The sequence below is a fragment of the Candidatus Aminicenantes bacterium genome, from assembly GCA_011049425.1.
In the GTDB taxonomy this organism is placed as follows: Bacteria; Acidobacteriota; Aminicenantia; order UBA2199; family UBA2199; genus UBA876.
This window is the reverse complement of the sequence record DSBM01000166.1, coordinates 1-16313: the sequence shown is the minus strand read 5'-3', so window position 1 is coordinate 16313 and position 16313 is coordinate 1. Positions and strand designations below refer to the sequence as shown.

Annotated in this window: 16 protein-coding genes and 2 pseudogenes; 5 read left to right on the top strand and 13 right to left on the bottom strand. The window is 53.5% G+C overall.

Annotation, left to right across the window (positions count from 1 at the left end):
* Position 1: 1 nt before the first annotated feature.
* Together ENN40_11825 and panB are read right to left on the bottom strand one after the other, a co-directional pair.
* A complete protein-coding gene (locus ENN40_11825; protein HDP96025.1) occupies positions 2 to 1210 on the bottom strand; it encodes a PLP-dependent aminotransferase family protein in 1209 nt (402 codons plus the stop codon).
* A 14-nt stretch (positions 1211 to 1224) separates the two neighbouring features.
* Positions 1225 to 2100: a 3-methyl-2-oxobutanoate hydroxymethyltransferase gene (gene panB / locus ENN40_11820; GenBank protein HDP96024.1), complete on the bottom strand. Its 876-nt coding sequence runs from the start codon at positions 2098 to 2100 to the stop codon at positions 1225 to 1227.
* A 198-nt stretch (positions 2101 to 2298) separates the two neighbouring features.
* On the opposite strand from panB, the gene ENN40_11815 reads away from it, so the two are divergent.
* Genes ENN40_11815 through ENN40_11805 form a run of 3 tightly spaced genes read left to right on the top strand, consistent with a single transcriptional unit; the run spans position 2299 to position 5427 of the window.
* The gene (locus ENN40_11815; protein ID HDP96023.1) at positions 2299 to 3480 is read left to right on the top strand and encodes an HlyD family efflux transporter periplasmic adaptor subunit; all 1182 of its coding nucleotides are present in this window, start codon (positions 2299 to 2301) and stop codon (positions 3478 to 3480) included.
* Positions 3477 to 4682, top strand: coding sequence for an ABC transporter permease (locus ENN40_11810; GenBank protein HDP96022.1), 1206 nt, complete (start codon positions 3477 to 3479; stop codon positions 4680 to 4682). Before ENN40_11815 ends, ENN40_11810 begins: the two co-directional genes overlap by 4 nt.
* Entirely contained in the window at positions 4675 to 5427 is a 753-nt protein-coding gene (locus tag ENN40_11805; protein HDP96021.1) for an ABC transporter ATP-binding protein, read from the top strand. Before ENN40_11810 ends, ENN40_11805 begins: the two co-directional genes overlap by 8 nt.
* Before the next feature lie 68 nt (positions 5428 to 5495).
* On the opposite strand, the gene ENN40_11800 is transcribed toward ENN40_11805, so the two are convergent.
* From ENN40_11800 to ENN40_11770, 7 genes and pseudogenes are all read right to left on the bottom strand, one after another.
* Positions 5496 to 6230 carry a methyltransferase domain-containing protein gene (locus ENN40_11800; protein ID HDP96020.1) on the bottom strand — a complete coding sequence of 245 codons (735 nt, stop codon included), beginning with the start codon at positions 6228 to 6230 and terminating at the stop codon, positions 5496 to 5498.
* Entirely contained in the window at positions 6136 to 7455 is a 1320-nt protein-coding gene (locus ENN40_11795) for a radical SAM protein (protein HDP96019.1), read from the bottom strand. The genes ENN40_11800 and ENN40_11795 overlap by 95 nt, the downstream gene beginning before the upstream one ends.
* A gap of 1 nt (position 7456) precedes the next feature.
* Positions 7457 to 7540 (bottom strand): annotated as a pseudogene (locus ENN40_11790) (streptolysin S family bacteriocin).
* Between the two features lie 1454 nt (positions 7541 to 8994).
* Entirely contained in the window at positions 8995 to 9330 is a 336-nt protein-coding gene (locus ENN40_11785) for a hypothetical protein (protein ID HDP96018.1), read from the bottom strand.
* A 194-nt stretch (positions 9331 to 9524) separates the two neighbouring features.
* Positions 9525 to 10079 (bottom strand): hypothetical protein, encoded by a 555-nt coding sequence (locus ENN40_11780; protein HDP96017.1) that lies wholly within the window; start codon positions 10077 to 10079, stop codon positions 9525 to 9527.
* Between the two features lie 427 nt (positions 10080 to 10506).
* The gene (locus ENN40_11775) at positions 10507 to 11541 is read right to left on the bottom strand and encodes a hypothetical protein (protein HDP96016.1); all 1035 of its coding nucleotides are present in this window, start codon (positions 11539 to 11541) and stop codon (positions 10507 to 10509) included.
* Positions 11542 to 11634: 93 nt separating this feature from the next.
* On the bottom strand, positions 11635 to 12810 hold the full coding sequence (locus tag ENN40_11770) for a DNRLRE domain-containing protein (protein ID HDP96015.1): 1176 nt from the start codon (positions 12808 to 12810) through the stop codon (positions 11635 to 11637).
* A gap of 325 nt (positions 12811 to 13135) precedes the next feature.
* Here ENN40_11770 and ENN40_11765 point away from each other — a divergent pair, with 325 nt between their 5' ends.
* Together ENN40_11765 and ENN40_11760 are read left to right on the top strand one after the other, a co-directional pair.
* Positions 13136 to 13471 (top strand): hypothetical protein, encoded by a 336-nt coding sequence (locus tag ENN40_11765; protein ID HDP96014.1) that lies wholly within the window; start codon positions 13136 to 13138, stop codon positions 13469 to 13471.
* A gap of 75 nt (positions 13472 to 13546) precedes the next feature.
* Entirely contained in the window at positions 13547 to 14029 is a 483-nt protein-coding gene (locus ENN40_11760; protein ID HDP96013.1) for a DUF2147 domain-containing protein, read from the top strand.
* On the opposite strand, the pseudogene ENN40_11755 reads toward ENN40_11760, so the two are convergent.
* From ENN40_11755 to ENN40_11740, 4 genes and pseudogenes are all read right to left on the bottom strand, one after another.
* Positions 13954 to 14154 (bottom strand): annotated as a pseudogene (locus ENN40_11755) (DUF702 domain-containing protein). The gene ENN40_11760 and the pseudogene ENN40_11755 sit on opposite strands and share 76 nt — an antisense overlap.
* A gap of 214 nt (positions 14155 to 14368) precedes the next feature.
* On the bottom strand, positions 14369 to 14833 hold the full coding sequence (locus ENN40_11750; GenBank protein ID HDP96012.1) for a DUF1318 domain-containing protein: 465 nt from the start codon (positions 14831 to 14833) through the stop codon (positions 14369 to 14371).
* A complete protein-coding gene (locus ENN40_11745) occupies positions 14745 to 14972 on the bottom strand; it encodes a hypothetical protein (protein HDP96011.1) in 228 nt (75 codons plus the stop codon). Before ENN40_11745 ends, ENN40_11750 begins: the two co-directional genes overlap by 89 nt.
* Before the next feature lie 8 nt (positions 14973 to 14980).
* Positions 14981 to 16313, bottom strand: a 1333-nt coding sequence (locus ENN40_11740; protein HDP96010.1) for a hypothetical protein, incomplete at its 5' end; no start/stop codon positions are given.

Genomic DNA, 16313 nt, shown 5'->3' with positions numbered 1-16313 from the left:
TTTATTTAAGTTTTGACTGAATGAGTTTTCCCAGGCGCTCCACCCCGATTCGTATTCCGTCAGGTGGAACCGCGCTGAAACTCATTCTCATGGCATTGCTTCCCCTGCCGTTTCCTTCCGTAAAGAATCCTTCTCCCGCCACGTAGGCGACCTTGACTTCGGGGTTGGATGTGGCTTCCTTGAGCAACTCGGTGGTGTTGATGCCCCCGGGAAGTTCCACCCAGGTAAACAGGCCTCCGTCCGGAAATGTCCGTTTTGTGCCTTGCGGAAAGTACTTGTCAATCGATTCGATCATGGCGTCGCGCCGCTCACGGTGGATATCACACAGGGCCTTGTGATGATCCGGATAATAGCCACGCTTGAAAAACTCGGCGCACAATATCTGCGGCAGGATCGGTGTGTGTGAATTGGTGGCGGATTTGGCGTCAAACAGCTTTGCCATTATTTCACTTGAAGCCAGGATGTATCCCAACCGGCTCCCCGGAGAAAATATCTTTGAAAAACTGTTGGCCAGCACCGTGTGTTGCGTTTTGTCAAAGGCTTTGATGGGGGGAATATCCCTGCCGCTGTAGCGGATGTCCCGGTACGGGTCATCTTCAAGCACGATGACATCGTATTTGCCGCCCATTTCGGCGATTTTTTTCCTTCTTTCCAAAGACAATGTTCTTCCCGTGGGGTTCTGGAAAGTGGGGATTACGTAGATCATTTTGGGGCTGTGCCGGATGATTTTTTCTTCCAGGTCTTCCGGGATCATGCCGTCGTCATCCATGTCAACCGCGACGCACCTGGCCTGGAACATGTCAAATATCTCCACGCTGTGCACGAACGTCGGAGACTCGACCAGAATCACATCACCGGGTTCAATGAACACCTGGCACATGAGATTCATGGCTTCCAGCCCGCCGGTAAGGATCATGATGTTCTCGGCAGAAGCGATCACGCCCTTGGGTGCGAGCAGGTGCGTTACGACGACCTCCCTGAGATCCTGTACTCCCATGACGGATCCGTACGCGAGCGCCTCGACTCCCCTTGTATCTCTGCGCAACACATCCGCGGCAATTTCTCTGACTGTGTCAACCGGAAGGCATTCTTTTGCCGGAGCGCCGCCGCCGAAAGAGATCATTTCGGGGTCGTTCATGGCTCCAAAAAGGTTTCGAATAATTGACGCGGATTTTTCCATACTTTTCATGCGCGCGGCATATTTCATCATGATGTGTTCCTCCGTTACTCAATATCGCCGAATTCTTTTTCCAGCTTCGCGAACAATTCCTCAAACTCCGCAATTTCGTCCTTGATCTTGTATTTATGCTCCGGCCCGGGGAATGTACCCTCCTTGACTTCCCGGATAAACTCCGCGAAACCTTCCGTCGCCACTTTGGCGATATCCGCGTATTTCTTGGTGAATTTGGGTGTGAATGTTTCAAACATGCCCAGGGCGTCACCCATGACCAGTACCTGGCCGTCCGCGTCCGATCCCGCGCCGATTCCATACACGGGTGTGGGCAGAATTTTGTGCACAAAGGCGCAAACTTCTTCAGGAACACCTTCCAGCAATACAACCCGGGCACCGGCCTTGTAGACGGCGACGGCATCCTCGATTACCGCTCTTGCGCTTTCGATGGTCCTTCCCTGGGCTTTGAATCCGCCCATGGCGGCCGAGCTTTGCGGAGTCAGTCCGACATGCCCGAACACGACCATTCCGGCCTGGGCGATCGCCGTGACTTTATCCGCCACCCCGACTCCGCCTTCAAGCTTGATGGCGTCGACATCCCCTTCTTTCATGAACCGTACCGCGTTTCTCACGGCATCGGCCGTACTCTCGTGATAGGAGCCAAAGGGCATATCACCGATAATATAGGTGTTGGGCGCGCCTCTTCTCACCGCCTGGCAATGGTTGATGCTCATATCCATGGTAACGGGAACGGTTCCGGGGTAGCCATATACAATCATTCCCATTGAATCTCCCACCAGGATCATATCGATGCCGGCTTTTTCAGCGTATGAGGCAAAACAACAATCATACGCCGTCACCCACACCACTTTCTCTCCTTTTCGCTTCATTTTGTACAGATCGAGAATCGTCTTTTTCTTGGTTTGCATGCGGCCTCCTTGCCTTTGCTGAATCTATATTATAATATCTATTTTAATTCAGTACAGCGTCTTTTTCCCATAAGACCCGCGCAATCGCATTTTTTATTTGCATTTCAAGGCCCTGGTTTCGTCTGGCAAAACAAACCCCCGTTCAAGAAGCAGCCGGTTACGGCAAATCCATTTACTTGAAACCGGGAACCCGCTATAATGACTTCCCATTCGCGGAGATCACGCCATATGAAACAAAAGGTCGCTTTTATCCTTGCCGGCATCATTGTTCTAACTATTTTGATTGCCCTTTTCATAAAAACGTCCCCAGATGAATTCTACATATTGGAACGCAGGGACATCGAATACTGGATAACCGCCACCTGTACGGTTCAGTTTCCCGAACCCTATACGCTGACCGTTAAGGCTGAGGGAGATGTGATTGAGGTCCCGGTTGTTGAAGGCCAGACCGTCCGGCAGGGCGACCGGCTGGTTCAACTCGATGATTTCAAAGAAAAGCAGGAACTGGCCATCGCCTTGAGTAATTACGAAACCGCAAAGCTCAAGACGATCAACGCCAGGGAAGAAGATTATCCACGACTGCTTGAGCAGTTGCGCAACGCTGAGGTTTCGTTATCGGAAGTACGAAATCACGCGCAGCGCCTGAGCAGGCTCTTTCAAGCCGGCGGTGTATCACAGGTAGACTGGGAAAAAGCGCAAACCCGGAAAGATGAAGCACAGGCCCGCTTCAACCAGGTCAAACTCCAGGTAGACGCCTACAAACGTAGCGGCCGGGCCGCCGAGTGGGTTGAACAATTGAACGTTCTTGACGCCCGGGTGAAGCTGGCACGTCGCGCCGTTTCCGACATGCGCCTGGTGGCTCCTTACAATGGCCTCATTGTCAAACTCGATGCCAAGCCGGGGGAAACCCTGGTTATGGGCGAAACCGCGGTTACGGTCCTGGAAGACAAACCCTGGGTACTCGAGGCCGGCGTTGATCAGAAAGAGCTGCCTTTTCTTGAGGCCGGCCTTCCTTGCACCATCACTTTCGATGCCTTCCCCGCCGAGAAAGTCAAGGCCAGGGTCAGCCTGGTTTGTGCGGTGATCAGTCTAGCCAAAGGCACCTGCCGCCTGAAAATCGAGGTGACCGAGAATCGCTCCTTTATCAAGCACGGCATGACCGGTATTGTAGAAATCACCGGGAAAAAGCGAAAAGACGTCAACGCGGATGTCCTGGCGCTTCCGACCCGCTTCTTGATCCGCAGTCCGCGGGGAAATTTCGTTATGGTGAAGAATGGAAAAGATGTAGAGCGCAAGATGGTTACGGTCGTGCCCATCGGGGAAAAGTGGGTGAACGTGACCAACCTGCCTGAGGGGACACCCATCACACTGCCCGAATGAAAACCGAAAAGAACCGCTACGAATGGATGATCGCCCTGCGATTCCTGATACGGGGACGGGGTCAGACTTTTCTAATCATCCTGGGTGTTGCCGTGGGTGTGGCGGTGCAGTTTTTTCTCTCTTCGTTGATCAGCGGGCTTCAGATCAGCCTGATAGCCAATACGGTCGGTTCTTCGCCCCATTTGCTGGTCCTGCCCGCTGATCGCCGGCCCTCTGACGCCAATGATCATGATTTCAGTGATCGCGGCCGCTTTCTGGTTGAAGAAAACACCGAGATCCATTCCTGGCAGCAGTATGTCAACGATTTGTCCAATGATGCGCGTGTATTGCGAGCGGCGCCGGCTGCCAACGGACAGGGTTTTATTGTGCGCGGCAACACCGTGGTGGCCGTGGCCGTAAAGGGACTGACCGCACCCGAAGGACTGGATATCTACCGCATCCGGGAAAACACCACCTCCGGAAACCCTGATCTGGGTTCGGATTCCGTTCTCCTGGGGAAACGCCTCGCGGAGCGCTTGACACTGGCCGTGGGCGACAAGTTCTATTTGCGCAATGATCAGGGAGACCAGGTGGTTTTGCGTGTCGGCGCCGTGTTTGACCTGGGTGCGGCGGCCGGCAATGAGTTGCTGGTGGCATCCATCGACCTGGTAAAAAGCTTTTTCGCCATCAAAGGAGTATCCGCAGTCGAAGCGCAAGTGCGGGATGTATTTGCCGCTCAGGATGTGTCACGGGATATCGGTCGTCAATACACGCGGGTGAAACTCGAATCGTGGCAGGAGAAAAACCGGGATTTGTTGACCGCGCTGCGCTCGCAGAGCACTTCGTCGGTTACCATCCAGTTTTTTGTGATTGTCAGCATCTCGTTGGCGATCGCCAGTGTGCTGGGTATCGCCGCGGTGCAGAAGCAGCGGCAACTGGGGATACTGAAAGCCATGGGAACAACCGACCGCAGCGCTTCACGTATCTTTATGATCCAGGGAATCCTGCTGGGCGCAGTCGGCTCCCTGCTGGGGGTTCTGCTTGGCCTGCTGATGGGCTATGGATTTATTACCGGCACCAGTGCGGCCTTCGGGTTGGAAATCAGCCTCCGTACCCTGTTGACACCATTTGTACTGGCCATGATCGCCGCCGTAACGGCATCCACGGTTCCCGCGCGCCGTGCGGCGAAACTGTCACCCATCGAGGTAATCCGCAATGGCTGACGCTGTGTTGAGAACCCGAGGCCTGTGCAAGACATATTACGGTCGCGTGGACACACCGGTCCTGCACGACATCTCGATTGAGATTGCCGCCGGCAGTTTCTCCGCCCTGATCGGACCATCCGGATCCGGCAAAAGCACTTTGCTCAACTGCATGGGACTGCTGGATCCACCCACCGCGGGCGAGATCGAAATCGGTGGTCAAACCATACGCACCCATAATGTCAACGACCTGGCCGCTTTCCGCAACCGCAACGTCGGTTTTATCTTTCAGTTCCATTACCTTTTGCCGGAATTTTCCGCGCTGGAAAACATCCTGTTGCCTGCCTGGATCGCCGCTGGAAAACCGGATGCTGAAACCCGAAAAGAGGCATTGCGCATCATGGAGCGCATTGGCATGGCGCCTTTCCGAAATAAAGCGATATATGAGTTATCCGGAGGTCAGCAGCAACGTATCGCCATCGCCCGCGCCCTGGTTACGCGCCCCAAACTGATCTTTGCCGACGAACCCACCGGCAACCTAGACCGTGAAAGCGGCAATGCCGTCCTCGATATCATGGCCGAATTGAACCGCGAGAGTGATATCACCTTGGTTATGGTCACCCATGACCGCGAAGTGGCTTTGCGCGCGGATCACATCTTTGAACTGGTCGACGGCCGCATCTGCAAGTCCATCAACCTGGCAAAAACCGGCAAAGATGCCGCTACCGAGGCGCTCGAAGACCGCTCCTGCTCCTTCAAAGAGTGAGTTTTTTTGCGATTTATCTGCATTTCTCACAATGATTGTCGCGAGCAGATCGTTGTGAAAAATGCAGGTTAAATCCGGTTGCGCCAGATGCCCCACACGATCCGCCACTCGATCTGCGGCAGCGGGTCCGGCAATCGATCCACATGCATGCAGAGGAATTTTTCATCCGGCCTTTCGACCGTGTTGTGAACCATACCCCCGTAAAGCTTTGCAAACCCGGCTTCCCGGAAAACTTGATTGAGTCTGGCTCCATTCCCGGTATGAAGTCCCGTGGCGCGAAGCCCGTCCAACAATTTGCTTTTAAAGCCGGAATCCGGACGGATCGCAGTGGCCTCGTAATCGTATTCGGCAAACAAGGCAAACCAGCCCCCCGGAGACAACTTTCTTTTCACCCGGCGTAACCACGCAGCCGGATCCGCCACACTGGAGAAAAAGAACGAGGCGACATACAGATCCGCTTCACGGGGGTATCGCACGGCATCGCCCGCCACAAAAGCATCACCTTGCGCAAGGATCGCTTCCCGGATATCCATTCCGATATAGGACGCATCGCTGAGGGCCATCATCTCCCTTGCCAGGAGTCCGGTTCCGCAACCCGGCTCAAAGATCTTCTCAACTCTTCTCAGCGGAAGCAGGGAACAGATATACCGCCTCAACCCGGCAAGTTCACGAAACTGCCGTTCGTATATCCGGGCAAGGGCCGCACCGTCACATCGAATCTTTGCAGGGTACTCCCGTCTTCTTTTCAAGCGGACACCCTCCGCCACACAAATCAAAATGCACGCAATCGCGGCACTCCGCATCCACCCAGGCGCGCTTACGGGCGGCTTTCATCAGGCGACTGTTCCAGATTGAATCCCAGGAGTCCATCAGAATATTGCCGGCGGATTCGTACCAGCTCTGGCAGGGCAGAACTTCGCCGTCCGGCTCCACACACAGGTTATATTCTCCGGCGGTGCAACGCTTGGGACCCAGAGAAAACTCCAGGGGATTGAACTCACAATACCGGGTAGGCGAATACCAGATGAAGCGCATATCGAGCCGGTCCAATTCTTCCACCATTTCCAGCATGGTAATCTCCAGGTCTTTTGCAGATACCGCGAACCGCCCGCCATCGGCCTTTCCCGAATGAATCACGGCATTGGCCGCGATCGCGTTCAGTCCAAGCTCATGGGCGAACCGGACGGTTTTGGCCATGCCGTCACGGTTGAGGGTGGTGATGGTGGTATTGGTGATGGTGTGCAGGCCCGCATCCAGGCAATTCCTGATGGCTGCAACCGTAGTCTGAAAACTTTCCGTGCCGGTCATCCTGTTGTGGACCTTCGCATCGTGGGACTCCAATGTCACCTGCACATGGTCCAGTCCCGCGTCAACCAGTTTTTGCAGATAATCGCCGTCGGCCAGTTTCACGCCGTTGGTCAAAAGCCCCGTAACCATTCCCAGGGATTCGGCAAAAGCGATCAATTCAGGCAAATCGTTTCGCAACGTGGCTTCACCGCCGGTAAAAATCACATGGGGAACGCCCAGGTCCCAGATAATCTTGAGGACCTTTTTCCACTCCTGAGACGAAAGTTCGCTTTTCTCTCTTGCCTCATTGTAGCAGTGCAAACATTTCAGGTTGCACCTGTAGGTGAGGGCCAGATCCATGCGGTATGGGACATCAACCTTGCTTTGAAACGGTTCCCGCACATCGATATTTAAGAAAGTGATGGGCTCTATGGCGCCGCTGCAAAGGATTTTTTCCAAGGTAACGCGGAAAGCGTTCAGATCGTTTTCGACCTCTTTTTTGCCCGCGTTGTAGTTGCTTTTCAACTTCGCCAAAGCTTCTTTATGGGAAAACTCAGACAAAATCATCCAGGCCATGTCCGCGGCCACCTTGTTGAGATGAATGATCCTGGATGCGTCAACCGTAAGGATCCCGTTGCCTTCCGGGTCCACGCGCAGGTGAATCCTGTGTCCGTTACGCATGAAATGGTGCAGTCCCCCGGGACTTAAACCGGGCCCGCCCTTTTGAGTGCTTACCGGCATTTTATCGACCTCCCCCGGCGCAGGCGCAGGCACAACCCGCGCAAGCGCACGCGCAGGCGCAGCCGCTTCCCGAACCGCCTCCGCTGGTGGATACAGGTGGCGGATTGGACACCGCGGTTACCGCGCGGGACAATTGTGAGATTTCGCCGACCCACCCCCCCGCGGTTCCCTCGAGGAATCCCGCGAACTCGGAACAGGCGGCCGCCAGAGAAATGTTGGCGGATGACCCGGAACGCGAGCCGCCGGTAGAGGAACCGAACCAGAAAGAGGGAAGACGGACCCGTTTTTCCGCGGGCAGTTCTCCGACCCTGGATGCAAAATCCCGGTCGGCCAGGAGCCATTGAAACATATCCGCCAACCTTTTCCCCAACTCTTCGGCGGATCGATCCTTCTCCACCATTTTCCAGGCACTCTTGATTACGCTTCTGTAGTACTCTCTTGTCTCTTTCAGCGAGTAGCCCTCCATCTTGTTTTTCAATTCCTCGATCATGCCTAAAAAGATTTTTCTGACCTTCTTTTCCGCAATGGCGCCTTTCTCGGGGATAATATCCAACAGCTCTTTTTCATATGGCCTGAGTCCCTCGGCGGATCCCGCTTTCCTTAAAATCTTTCCATCCAGCCGCAACGCGCCTTTTTTGATCATGCCGAAAATGATCATGAGAAAAACCCGGTCCAGCTTCTCTTCCAGAAGCAGGGCCGCCATGGGAGCGGTGAGACCCCTGCGCACACTTGAACCTTCCAGGCCGATGGACGGAGGCAGGTATTGCTCCATTCTGAGCCTGGCTTTGCGCATCGCCCTCACGACAAAGAAGACAATCAAGGCGAAGATCAGGAACATGACAAAAAAAACAATCAAAACATCCATGGCCTGGGAGCTGATCACGGGTTTTTTCGGCCTTTCCGTCAACGGCCCCGCCACCAGGGCGGCGGGAAAAGAGATGCCCGCGTTGTAGCGGGAATCCACTTTGCGCAGTTCCTTCCATACATAAACGACCCGCCCCTGTGAAGTGATATGCGAACTTGTAAAAGGCCGTTTGTGAAAAACCACGTCGTCGGGCTTCGCACCCGGTGGAAAAATGATTTCAAGTGTAAAATCGCTTTTCCCGCTGAGGATATCACCGTCAAACCAGGTAGGGGAAAACTCCACGGACGCGTAATCCTTCTTTTCCGAATCGAGAAAAACCATTCCCCGGTTCACGCTCGCGCACTGGAATCGTCCGCTCTGCCCCGGTCGGATCGCGTCCCCACCCAGGTGAACCTCCACCCCGACGTCAACGTACTTGGAGGGAAAAATCTGATCAAGGGGCTTTCCATCAATGGTTGCAATCACCGAACTCAGGTCGTAGTCTTTGGAGGGAAAACCGATATCCACGATATCGATACTGCTGCGCCCGGTTTGGCAGCGGAACATAATGTCATAAGCGATCGTCAAACTTCTGTCCCGGTTGACCTCAACCGTACACTTAAACTCCGGAATAAAAAAGCCGTAATCCTGGCCTGCAATGGGCAGACACAACAACAACACGGCAAGAATCGCCCTTACCATTTCGGAGCCTCCTCAAGCTGGTATTCATGCCGGCAATAGGGACAGGAAACAAACACAGTACCGGCACGCAGGGCCGCCTGATCCGCACTGAGCGAAGCGCCGCAGTAGCGGCAATTCAAATCTTCAAGCTTTACGTCTCCACTGAGTTCCAGCTTACTTTCCAGAACCACGTTCTTTGTCCGCGTACCGCGCAGTCCCAGAACCGTCAGGGCAATTCCCGTACCCAGAATGATCAGGCCCGGAACGAACCTGCCGCCGATCACAAACACCAGACCAAGGAAAACAACAACAACTCCCAGGCCGGTCAACACGATATGCACCGCATTCATGCAAGCCTCCTCGAATCCGTTCCTTTATTCAACGTCGGGAATGGTTTTAAAATCACGCCAACCGGCATTTTGCCTACATGAGCAGATCGCGGGCACAGCATATCGGCACGGGAATCATACACGGCACTGAATAAAAGACCTGCGCGCCCCCTGGAATGATTGCCATGGGGCGGAAACGGTCTTGAAATGTCGCGTCAGCCACCCCAAGGCATTTGCGCGTACTCTTCAAACGCCCTGTCGTGCATTTCATTGAAAAGCTCTTCGTGGCCACGTTCCCATCTGGCCAGCTTTTCCAGTACTTTTCTGGCTTCACCGCCGGCTTTCTTGCTTGACATTTCATAAAATTCGGCAAAGTCGCGCTCAATCAGGTAGGCCATGCGCAACACCGGCAGGTCAGGGACCATGGCTTCCAGAACGGTCTGGTCCATCAGTTCGGATCGAGCGCGCTGCGAAAAGAAGCCTTCTGTTTCCATTTCTGTCGCAAGCGTTTCGTTGGCGGCCTCACCCTTTTTCAAGGCATCCAGTTGTCCCTGAATGAACTCGATGTGTTTCTGTTCTTCGACAGCCAGTTCCCGGAAAATGCCGGCAGCCGCAGAATGTTTCATGCGTTCCGCATTTTCCTCAAAAAACCTTTTGCCTTCATATTCACGCTGTAACGCATACTCATAAATTTTTTGAATATCCATGGTGTGTCTCTCCTGTGAATTTTGTAACACCGGCACACAAACCACGCGCGCGGTCCAAAACATTGTTCTCGAAAAACCCGCATTTCCCCATTGGCGGATTCTAGGTTAGCGAAACCGGAATGTCAAGAATCTCCGGGTCAGGGGCGTCCAGATGGGGCTGATGATCATGAAGCGTTTCATTTTGCTCTTTGGTCGTATGCCTGTGTGTCTCCAAAGCTTTTTCCCGTAGGATTCTGCCGACGTGGCTGTTATGGGCATTCCGGTACATCCGGGCCAGGCGAATCAGGCGGCTGGTTTCTTTAACCGCAGCAGCGGCTTTCCGCACACACTTGGGGGATTAAAACCATAATTGGGAAAAACGGGGGGCTTGCGTAATGACAATTCGTGGCATTTCCAAGTGGTGAAAACCATTCATAAATGGTTCGGATACGGCTCGCTTGGAGCAGCCTGATCGCCGGGAAACGGCAACCAAAAAAATGCCCCCGTTTTTTTACAGTTTTGGGGCATAGACAAATGCCCCATCGCAAAAAATAATGTCCTTTCCCTGGAGGTCTACATAGAACCCCTGCTGGTCGAAACCGTTAAAAACGCCGTCGCTTCCACCGCTGGCAACGAGAAACCTGTTCGCGTTTGAATCGAATCTTAAGACAAAAGCGTTGCCCCAGGCATCCTTCTCAGTAAGCTCTTGAAGAAAGGCGGGGTAGAGTTCTTTGATTGTTCGGGGATATTGATTAAAATCGACATAGTACGTTGCGGCGGCGGCTCCGATTTCTTTCATGGTCTTCATGGTTTCCCTGTACCCTTTCAAAAGATTCGGGTTGAAATCCGCCTGTTCCAGCTGCTTAAGACTATTCATCGCCATTTCCGCATGGGATGAACCCGGGTTTGCCTTTGCAACACTCTGGAGCAACACTTTCCCTTCCGGCAGAAATCCCAGGTTGACCAGGGCCCTGGCTTTGCTCAACAATACCACCGGTGAACCGGCTGAAATCTCCAGGCCTTTCTCTGAATAATACAGGGCCAAATCCCATTCCTTGTCATCCGCAGCCAAATCCGCGAGTTTTTCGAAGGCTCCTTTCCGATTGACCGCGTCGGCGCCATACTTGTGGAGATAGCTCATCAGGGCATCCCGGGCACCCCGAACATTGTGAACCTTCAGCAAATAATCATGCATATCCCAATGGGCGTTTCGCGCAGCCTCGGTATCCGGAGCCTGACGCAGAATCTCAGTAGTCAAATGAATGATCTGGTAATAATCCGGATTTTCCGCACCCCCGGGTTTCAAAAGGTTCCGGAGCGTCTGCATCCGGGATTCAGCAATCCTCATTTGCTCAGCAAGAGATGTCTTTGCCCGTGCGAAAAAGGTGTTCATCTCATCTGGTAACTCTTTAAGTTGGACGAGAGTTGCGGCCATCTTTTCTTCGGCTTTTTTTAACACCATGTTGATGGAATCCGGCTGTGAGGCAAAAGCCGGGATGAAAATCGCCATAACCAAAACAAGAGCCATGATTTTAGTTCGACCCACTTTATCCTCCATGCCTGGGAAACACAATCTTTCCGTCATATTTTTAGTTTTCCTTGATACAAATGGAAATTGTCGCCTTGTCTTGATGGGGCTTCAACCCCGGCAGTATGGTGTAGGTTCCAGGTCCCAGGGTTTTTCCTGTCCCGCTCCGCCCTGCCGCCCCTGTCCCACATGTAGTTGGTACTTTCCCGGACCAAGCACGAGATCCTTTAAGGACTGGGGAAATTCGGATATGGGTTTGTTTGTTTCACGTATATAGTGAAAAACAACCGCCAGGGCACGGGAAGTTGGGAAATGATAGGCGGAAAATTCCATTTCCTTTTCGGTTATTTCAATTCGTGGCATCGGCGGCCATACCGGCCAGGGCGGGAGCCCGATCCTGGCGCGCTCCTTTGTATAAACGGTCATCACTCCGGGGTCGAAGATAACGAATGCATGGATTTTCACCGGATGAGTCTGGGAATGGCACTGGGTACATCCGTCTAGGCGTTCGATTCGAAAATTGACGGCCGCCTGCCCCTCCGGAACGGCAAGCGTACCGGGAACTTGCTCACAGGTGGTTGTATCCATGGTTCGCGCTTCAACGCGCTGTCTCGGTCCTGAATCCTGGCCGTCTTGAAAAATCACCAGTACGGGACGATGGTTGGGGTCAGTGGACTCGCGGGTAGCGAACTGGGATTTGGCTTCGGGATCGCTTGATGTGGGATCGGTAAGGGTCGTCTTAATCACCAGTCCGCAATTGGATTCACCCGCCTGCCATTTCCGAACAAGAGCTGTGATGTCCACTTCAGTCCACGCCGGAATGGAAGAAGCCGACATGAAAACGGCCTCAGGACTTGTATCAAAAGCAGGTTGCTGCATCCAGCATAATTCACCTGGTTTGGCCTTTGCTTCCACCTGCCCGGAGTGATATGTTTGAGAACCTTCCTCCCATGGTCCCGTGACACGATAAACACCGAGTTCATGTACAGGCCCGGCACTATGGTTCTGGTAAAGTTTCAGAACGGCGCGACCGACAACCACGTCGGCCGACAACTCAAAGCGTAGATAGGCCCGCTTTTCTCCGCCTGCCGGGTGCCAGCCGGCACCCATGTTCACCGATTTTCCGGCATTGGCCCAGTTCCAGTTTCGGTAAGAGAAGGCATAAACCTCACCATCAGCTACTGGATACAACTGCTCCGTTTTCGCAGCAAAAGAAACGGAAGGAAAAGAAAAGCACACGGTCAGGACCAACAGACAGACCGCCAAGAAGTTCAGCCCGAATCTCATAATCCCCCTCCTCACTCTTCCAGTGTAAATTTTCTTTTCGCCATCCCAACCCGGACACGGTCTCGAATCCGCAATCAGTTCCAAAAATCCACTTCTTCCAAAATACAGCACTATCAATGTCAGGGTATCGGCACTGGCCTTACCCTCTCGCTTTCATATCATATAGTGAGTGTGTGGGTATTTTCAACAAAAAATCGTACTCTGGAAGAGAATGGGAACTGGTTTTAAACTACCATTTATTGTATGACCTTGAATCGCATATTTCCGCCTGCCGGCCATGTCCCTGCGAATGCGAAGCGGATCGCAAACGCGGTGAAACCGGAGTATGCGGCGCGGCGGCGATTACCCGGAACAGGCCCGTAAGGCCCTCCTGGAAATGCACCGCCAGGTCGGGGTACTGAAAACAAACAAACGGGGAATCGCCGTATCCGGGCTGTTGATCCGCCACCTGGTGCTGCCCGGGGGGCTGGCCGGCACCACCGATTTTGTCCGCTTTGTAGTTGAAAAGCCGGGCCCGGACAGCTTCGTCAACATCATGAGTCAGTATCGTCCCTGCTACTTGGCCCGGAAATACCCGGAGATCAACCGCGGGATCACCAAACGGGAATTCGATGAAGCCATGAGGGCGGCCCGGGATGCCGGGCTCCGCAATTCCCTATGATCCTGGAAATTTTGGAATGTGCTATGATCGGATCCGGATTAGAATAACCGGATTGGAGTTCCAGGAGAATTAAACATGAACACAGCACGGCGAATACAGACCTGCCTGTTTTGCCTTCTTTTTCTGACAACCATGGCAAGCATTCACGCGGAATCCGGATCTCCGGAGGGGTATTGGAAAACCATTGACGACGAGACCGGAGAAGTCAAATCCATCGTCAAGGTATGGATTGATGAAACGGCAATGTTGAGGGGCCGGATTCTGAAAATCTTCCCCAAGCCGGGAGAGGATCCCGATCCGGTCTGTGACAAGTGCAAGGGAAAGTTGAAAGACAAAAAGATTATCGGCATGGTGTTCATGTGGGGATTTGAAAAGAAAGGCGACCATTGGGTGGACGGCAAGATCGTGGACCCGGAGAACGGCAAACAATACCATTGCCGGGTCCATACCGAAAACGGCGGCAGCGAGTTGAAAGTGTACGGCTATATCAAATTCATTGTCAAGATCGGCCGTACCCAGACCTGGATCCGAACGGACCACACCGCCACGAGCGGGTAGTGTTCCAGCTTCAGCGGCAGGTCAGTCTTTGTTTGTTTTCTTTTTTCCCGGGGGAGTGCGATGGGGGCCGAAGTACTTTTCACTACGGTAGCGCAGCCACACCCGCAGCACCTGCGGCACCTTTTCCCGCTGCTCCCGGCTCAGACTTTCATACAACTCCATGGCCTTTTCGCGATGAATGCGGCAGGCGGAGTTGTTGTGAGCATCCCAGTACGACCGCGCCAGGCGAATCAGGCGATTGGTTTCCTTCACCGGATCAACGGATTTCCGCGCACTCATTCGTGGATTATAATCCATAAGCAGGAAAATGGGGCGGATCGTTTCCTTTCGGCCGGCAACCTAATCGTCCGAATCTGTTTTGCGCACCCAGGTCCCGTCGGATTTCTGAATCCAGTGGCCGGCCGGCTCGTTTCTGGCGATCTGAACGGCGCGCCGTTTGCCGACTACCTGCACGCTCACGTTGATTTCTTCCGCCACCATCTGGTATACCAGCCGCCGGTCCACATTTTCCTGGCTGACCGCATCCTTTTGCTTATCGGTCTGGTCGCTGGAACGAAATTCAAGATATCCCAGGTTGTTTTCGCCGATCAGGCCCTGATCTTTCATCTGCGTCAGAAGAGGCAGTCTTTCCGCCATGCGCTTCTTGATGGCGGCCCGGTCCGCCGCCATCGCGGATACACCGAATGCCAACAACACTATCCATACTCCAAACCATTTATGCTTCATCTTTATCCCCTCCATTCGGATCACCTGGTTTCGCTTCTTTTTCATACTGCTTCGCGTCCAGGTCGCCAAAGAATTCATCCAGCGCTCTGTCGATCTTGACCCGGATTTCCACCGTGACGTGTACCGGCTGAATCGTCATCTCATGCTTCATGCGAATACACGAAACCCCTCCGGTAAGGATCCATATCAACGCAAATACCGCCCATATCCGCCTCATAACACCTCCTATTTTTTCGACTGCAGCCCCGACTCCCTGAGCAGGGCGTTTACATCAATGTCCACAAATTTCAGTTCCAAAAGCAACCCCTTTAAATCCACCAATCGCTCACCGGAAGGATCGCGAACGAAATCCCGCCTAGCGGGATCAAACTTCAACGGGAGTTTCCGCCGCGGTTTTCCGGACAATTGAACCACCATATTCAAATGATCTCGCGAATCCTCGATATTCACCTTGGCCCACTCGTATGAGAAATCGCGAATGGACTCTTCCGCCAGCAGGATACCGCCTGTCATATCCGCCGCGTCCACAACACGTATAATTCCCGTATCACCCGGGCTCGTAGCCAGGTGCGCTTCCTTGAAATGGATTCCATCCGAACCGATGCGGACCGGTAACACGCCGCTGATGGTTCCTTCCCCGGTGGCATTGCTTTTTCCGGTAATCATGTTGAGCAGGTCGGCCAACTGCAGGCGATCACAAATGAAATCGATTTCCATGCCCGTATCCTGCGATGGGAATCGAAACGCCGTTGTGGTTACCCGACCTCCGCTAAAGGCAAAATCCAACCGTTCCATTAACCCGGATGTCAAGCCATCAAGCTGAACCTGCACACGTCCGTCCATAATCTTCGCGGGTCCAAGAGAAAGCGATTGAAAACGCAAAACCTGGGAAGGTAATGTTCGCAACTCATGCAAACGATCAAAACGAATGGTTCCGGATAAACCGGAGACGTTCAGTCTCGCCTGCTTAGAGGTCAAATTGACATCTGTCAGGGTGATTTCCGCCATTGAGGACAGGCCGGAATCCGGCAACATATTGATCTTTCCCAGCAAGCCGATGCCGCCGCCACCCCTGAAACCGGTCATGGCGGGAAGGATGTTTCCCAAATCAGAACCGGCGCCAAGATCGGTTGCTGGTATCTCGAAATCGATGTGAAACAGATTGTCCGTGGCACCGGAATCCGCCCCGGCATTGAACCGCATTTTCAGACGCCCATCCGACAAATCCGCGGATCCGCCGGCGATGGCTGTACGCCCGGAAACAAACACATCGGACTGAATTTTTTGCAATTTGATGCCTGAAAAATCCACTTGCTCAATAGTCAGCGGCAAGGCGGCAATTTGTCCCTCGCTGGTGTAAGGCACGCTCCCGGAAATTCCACTGACCCGGATTCCGGTTTCGTTATGCGCGAATTCTCCCTTTTCCAGTTGAATCACGCCCCGGTAAGTCAACTTCGGCCCCGGGGAAATCCGCCCATCCACACCCATTCGGGGAAATCGAAGCAACCATTGATCAGACGCCGCCTGGAAATTATCAGCCTGGATACGGACACGTGCG